Here is a 5,820-nt window from a genome sequence, read left to right on the forward strand (position 1 = left end):
ACCGCCTTGATCAGACGCTTCCTGAGATCATTCGATAAGGGTTTTGGCATATGTCACCTCCTCATAGCAAGATCATCAACTATATCTCATCCTTTGAGAATCCTTATCGACTCTATTTAAGTGCAGAATGCTCTAAATTTTCTCCAGAACATATTTCTATTTCAGACGGAACTCTACCATCTGCTTCTGCCGAATTTGAAGATGTTGCTTTATTAGATTCAGAAAGCAGATGTCGACGCGCAAAGTAGACCTTTCTCAACATGACTATCATCAGAGACATAAGATAGCTTATGCCAAAGAAAATACGGTGTTTATAGTTCGTGCTAATGCAATACTTGAATTTCTCAAGCATTTTGACGTACCAGATAATACTATTCGCCAGTTGCGGTATAACTAATGGTATCCCTTAGAGAATAACAATGGTTTCCCTAGTATAAAAACCAAGGCTTCCCCGATTAACTTTGACTGCCGAAGAAATTATTATGGCATCACTTGCTAAATTTAACTCGGAGGCAAAGATCATGGAAACTCAAGAAACTATTACAACAATTTCTTTAATAGTAATAGCTGCTTTATTTTTTGTTGTCTTGCCAGTCAGTGCTGCAAACGCAGAAGAAATCTTGACTGCACAAGATCATCTGCAAATGGCAAAACATCATGAAGTTTTGTTAAAAGAAGCTGAAGCCAAACTGGTAGAACATAAAGCTGCTTTGGAAGATTACGAATCAAGATCAATGTATTATGGCCGTAGAGGTCAGGATTTCCAATCTCATGAGAAAGCTAATATTCGTGAGTACGAGAGATTAGTAGCCGAGAATAAAGCACAAGCAGCACTGTATTACAAGTTAGCTGGGGAAAGTCAAACACCAAAATTTATACGCGGTACCACCAGTAACACTCAAGTCAATTAATAAAATCTCAATATTAATTTGAAAGCCACTTAGATTTTAAGTGGCTTTTTTATAACTAGCAAATTCAAATATTATTCCGACTATGCCATTTTTTTTCTAAGTGAAATCTATGTTATTGATGGAAAAAGTTATGAAAATATTTGTGATTTTATTACTGAAAATTTGCGTTCTGAGCGGTTGTGCGACTCATAATCTTTCTTATCAGCCATCTCAAAATAACGAATGTGCTTTAGCGGGCAGGGCATTCATGTATTCTTGCATTAATCGAAGATAGCACTAAGAGTTCTATTTTTTTGTGAGTATCTCGAAAAATGCAGTGTGTTGGAATCCTTGGGTTTAGTTCGTACCATTTGGCCGTTGAGGTGTAGTACCCATCTTTCTTCCTCAGACGTCAATGATTTTTTTACAAAGCTGATTGTAAGTATATTACTTTAAATCTGTGTTCAAAAATCTGCAACAACAAACATGGGTATGTAAAGTATATAATTACCTAAAATATCCATCATTCTATAATTACTTGAGTTTTGCGAACAGATTTTAAGAATTTTGCAGCCATAAAACGGTCAAGTTCAAGAATCACTGATCCGTAGCTATAGTAATGTGTGCCGTTTCAACCTGTGAGTCGAAATGCACAAGTTGAAAACAGCATGAGATTGCTTCTATGGCTTACTGGACACGATAGGGCTAGCATTGAGGAAACCCCAGATGAAGTCTGTTTGCATTACTATCATGTTTGGCCGGCTGTTGTTATCGTTGTAAAACCAGAACGGATCAGGAATACCCTGATGACTTCGTGCATAGCCAAAGTCGGTCAGATTGCGTTCAAACACTGAGAGTGCAAGGAAATTAGCTGAACCATCGCTATTCAGTGCCGCACCAGCTCTTGCGTGACAACTAATACAGCTTGAACCATCCATAAAACCCGCCTCGGTTACCGAATTACCCAATAATGTCGATTGACCAATCGAGTTAACAAACTCCACTTGCGAGCCTTTGAGGCGAAAGTTACGCCATGCGATATCCTCTGGGTCAGGTTCAATCTGACTTGTGCTGCTACCGCTGCCAATATTTAATTGAGTTAGTAGCTTATCCCATTCCGGACGAATCATTTCCAGCGGATAACCTTTATCTGGATTGAAAACGATACTGGGCGAGTTCAACTGATCGCTATGCTGATTGGGTTTGACATAATTATCTGCAGTGCCAGCCGGGCGATTCTTATCGCTGCTTGCATAGCCATAAGCATCATTGCAGCCTGTGATATCGCAGCGGCCGGGCAGATTGATATGTTCGAAGGTGGTCCATACCCAATTGGGAATATCTTTAGAGGAAATATGGAATGCTACCAGGTGATGAATACCTTCCAGATTGCAAGTGAGCGGTGATTTGCTGATACCCAGCGCCTGCAGATCGATCTGTGTCTGCAGCAATTTGCTAATGTACTGCTTGGGGTCATCCGGCAATCCCAGAGCGACAGCAAGGTCATGATGCAGCCAGTTACTCTTGATCATGATGGCCTCCGGCGGCAAATCCACGCGAGACAACGCGCTAGGCTTCCCATCCTGAGGTGAGCGATTGGCAAGATGATAGGGCGCTTCTGTTTGCAGATTTTTCTGATTGACCTTAAATACGTCTATTACACCGTTGGCATTATATAAATTATTGGTGAACAGGTAATCATGGAATACCTTGTTGCGAACGGTCAGTTCAGCATTGGTCTGACGAATGACGCGACCAGTACTTTCTGCGTCGGATGGATTAAATTTCTTTATGATATCTGGTACCAGATCCTTAGTCTTACCATCGACAGATACCGCAGAACAGGAAGATACAGGTGTGGCTGCAGCCTTCTTCATAGACTGCAGTTTTACCATGCGGCTAAGGGGATTAAGTGCATCATGGAATGGTAGACGGGTATCGCGCTGCAAGGCAGGATCGCGCGCTTGCTCTTGCGCTTCTTCTGTCAAAGCATCAGTCAAACTTTTGAGTTTGGTCGCGTGCTGAATCCCTGGATAAACTGGACAATGATCGAGATCGTTGTTTGCTGACCCAGGTTGACAACAATGATCTTTACCAGGTGTTTGTCCAGACTGACAGAGTGCATAAGGCTGTGCTGGCCAGTTGTCATTCTCATCAGCCCAGTTTGACCAGAATTTAGCCTGAACTGCATCGGCAAATAGCTTCCAGGAAAACATATCCGGGCAAGTCATGGCAGCGTTGCTCAGAACCTTGCCTGTATTGTTATTGATAGTAACTAACGCACCTTCTTTAACAGTCATCGAACAATATTCGGCATCCTTTATGGCAGCCTGAAAATACAAAATAGAATCGATGCTTGTAGGTTTATAACCATCCGCATGAACAGGTAGCATGTTACTTAAGGCAATGCCAATCAGAACATTAAACAATAAAAGAGAACGTAGGATCATAATGTTTCTTCCAATTAAGATGTAGAGATAAAAAGTTATTGACGGATCGTAAAAGAAAATCTATACCGATATCTCTCCGAAAATAGTGTTTTAAGCGGTCTTAATCATTACTACTCTCATCAAAGAATATGTTAAGGCGAGCTATGCAAAATCCAGTCATCAGCGCCGAAAAAGTCCATCTGTTTTAGATAACTCCTTTTAAGCCGACTCAGTAAGGAGAGCGATCAAATCTTCAGTGCAGAGAAATAAAATTTTCAATATCACGGCGATGATTAAAACGGAATTCAGTTTCTTTCAGGTGCAGGTAGAAAGTGTGCGCAGGCACGCCATTGAACTTTGCCAAACGTCTTTTTGCAAAACTCCAGATAGATCGATACCGTTAATATGCCGTTCACCACAAGCAAACCCGTTGTCACCATGATGTACCCTAAAGTGCTTGTCAAAGCCAATGTCGACCAGCCCATCATAACTACGCCATCCATCGGAATGAATGATGGCATCAGGTGCTACATGCCCACGAATAATGCATGGAGCCAAACATCGGTATGAGCGTATTTGCTTAGATAAAGATCGATATGGCAACAATGATCCGTTCCATGAGGTCTTAATAGAATTTGTTATGAAGAAAAATAATCTATGCACCAAACCGTCATCCCACAGCTTCGTATTACTATGTCAACATGAGCCTGAAATTCTTCAAGGATGGATTAGGTGTTATGGTTGATTAGAAACATCAATTCGAGCCACATCTTCCAGTCTTCATGCAGCTTACTCGAAATGGTCAAACTATATTTCTAACAGAGCATAAGAGAGATTGTGAACCTGGGGGTGCAGTGTACTTTGTAGTACCCAATGTGAATAGCTGCTTTGCTGAGTTCACTGGTCGCGGTGTAGTTCCTGAGAAACCACCTGCAAATACACCTTGGGGTACTTGTGAAATGTTGCTAATCGATCCCGATGGCAATCGACTTCGTTTTGCGAGTGAGTATCAACGTGAGATTACATCTAATTGGACAATATTGAATGGTGAAAATTTATGATATTTAAGAAAAGATTAATATAACACCTGATCAAAGTGTTAAGATTTTCGTACTTGCACGAGCTTATATCTCGCAATCAAAAAACAATCGAACTATAAGATAGTAAGTATTTTATCTTCATCAAATGTATGACTGAAAACAACATTAAGCTATTCCAGTGAAGTTTCTGAAAATACAGCAGATGAATCCAAGCAATTAATGCTGTTCTCCTTGCTTATATTAGATCCGTCCCCTTGAAGTTGAAATTAAACTTATAAGCGAAGAAACATAATCAATAAAGCTTCCCAAACCAAACATAATATCTGTTATTCACCATCAAGATTCCACCATATATGCAATAAAAAAATCCGCTCATGCGGGTTCAAGATAATTTTGTACCTATCTCTTTCTGTTTCTAGCGAATACTCCAAGCAATCCCATAGCGACTAATAGCATTAGATAAGTTGAAGGTTTTGGTACTGCAGTAATTGATTAATGAGGAACTTAATTTCTTCTCATGTAATCGTATTAAGAGCATAACCGATGATCCATCCAACATTATTGGTATAATTTTGAATTTGGGAAGAAAAAATTGGAAATAAGATGATATGGAAAGGGAATATGGCTATTGGTGACTATATCCTCCTTTTTTAAATGGTTTTGCGCTTAAATTTAGTATTTTTTGCCATTGCTGTAGACCAAATTTATTCACTACTGTCCTATTATGAACAATTTCTTTCTTTTTCTGTTGTGTCTTCCAACCCTGTTCGCTGCAGTATGGGCTCACCATCGCCTCAATTCCCACTCATCAGGTACCCGGTGGATAACGAGAGGGTTCCTGATAGTGCTAGGACTTGCCTTTGGCTGGGCAATGGCTTTCGTTTACGCTGAGAGTCAGGGGATGGAACAGGCCATGATCTTTATCAGTGCTTTCGGGATTGCTCACGTGCCGGCTGCTTTTATATTGCAGCTGAAGCACTGGCGCGGAGGCGAGTCGGATCAAGACTGAGGATTCATTCATAAGAACTTGAATAGTTCAGATCAATCCTTAACGCCGGCATGTAAGCGCCAGATACCGTATCAATTTGCGATGAATAGCGTGGCTATGATCGATTTGTCGATATCGGCTTTGATAAACATTTCAGAGTTCACCATGGGAACAACGAATTTGCCAAGGGTGAGCGGCATATTAATGGGATCGAATCTTTCTGGAGTTTTGCAAACGGCGTTCGGCAAAATTCAATGGCGTGCCTGACCATACCTTCTATTTGCATCTGAAAGAATCTGAATTTCGTTTTTATCATCGTCGTGATAATCTCTACCTTGAAATTCTCAAATTATTACGTTTAAAACCGCTATTACTTCCTAATTCCAATTACAGATAGAAACAGTAATAATATAAGCCTTTACCTTTGGTAGAGGTCATCATGGCACGGAAGGCAAGTGGAACGGAGCAACTTG

The 5,820-nt window shown here is 40.5% G+C and carries 4 protein-coding genes and 2 pseudogenes; 3 read left to right on the forward strand and 3 right to left on the reverse strand.

Annotated features, from left to right (window positions below; all coding sequences use genetic code 11):
* Nucleotides 1-521 precede the first annotated feature (521 nt).
* Nucleotides 522-911 (forward strand): hypothetical protein, encoded by a 390-nt coding sequence (locus BM021_RS14370; RefSeq protein WP_090721685.1) that lies wholly within the window; start codon nucleotides 522-524, stop codon nucleotides 909-911.
* A 659-nt stretch (nucleotides 912-1,570) separates the two neighbouring features.
* Here BM021_RS14370 and BM021_RS14375 read toward each other — a convergent pair.
* Nucleotides 1,571-3,340, reverse strand: coding sequence for a hypothetical protein (locus BM021_RS14375; RefSeq protein ID WP_090721683.1), 1,770 nt, complete (start codon nucleotides 3,338-3,340; stop codon nucleotides 1,571-1,573).
* A gap of 232 nt (nucleotides 3,341-3,572) precedes the next feature.
* Nucleotides 3,573-3,865 (reverse strand): annotated as a pseudogene (locus tag BM021_RS14380) (IS1595 family transposase); the annotation flags it as partial.
* A gap of 236 nt (nucleotides 3,866-4,101) precedes the next feature.
* On the opposite strand from BM021_RS14380, the gene BM021_RS14385 reads away from it, so the two are divergent.
* Nucleotides 4,102-4,380, forward strand: a complete 279-nt coding sequence (locus BM021_RS14385) for a glyoxalase superfamily protein (protein ID WP_256207951.1) — start codon at nucleotides 4,102-4,104, stop codon at nucleotides 4,378-4,380.
* Between the two features lie 378 nt (nucleotides 4,381-4,758).
* On the opposite strand, the gene BM021_RS16675 is transcribed toward BM021_RS14385, so the two are convergent.
* Nucleotides 4,759-4,848 (reverse strand): PEP-CTERM sorting domain-containing protein, encoded by a 90-nt coding sequence (locus tag BM021_RS16675; protein ID WP_143074365.1) that lies wholly within the window; start codon nucleotides 4,846-4,848, stop codon nucleotides 4,759-4,761.
* Between the two features lie 609 nt (nucleotides 4,849-5,457).
* On the opposite strand from BM021_RS16675, the pseudogene BM021_RS14400 reads away from it, so the two are divergent.
* A pseudogene (locus BM021_RS14400) lies at nucleotides 5,458-5,744 on the forward strand (IS1595 family transposase); the annotation flags it as partial.
* Nucleotides 5,745-5,820: the final 76 nt, after the last annotated feature.

This window comes from Nitrosomonas sp. Nm166 (assembly GCF_900112825.1).
GTDB lineage: Bacteria > Pseudomonadota > Gammaproteobacteria > Burkholderiales > Nitrosomonadaceae > Nitrosomonas.

What these genes read in the sequence shown, in the direction of transcription:
- BM021_RS14375 (WP_090721683.1), bottom strand. Translation starts at nt 3,340, where the DNA reads ATGATCCTACGTTCTCTTTTATTGTTTAATGTTCTGATTGGCATTGCC.
- BM021_RS14385 (WP_256207951.1), top strand. Translation starts at nt 4,102, where the DNA reads ATGCAGCTTACTCGAAATGGTCAAACTATATTTCTAACAGAGCATAAG.
- BM021_RS14370 (WP_090721685.1), top strand. Translation starts at nt 522, where the DNA reads ATGGAAACTCAAGAAACTATTACAACAATTTCTTTAATAGTAATAGCT.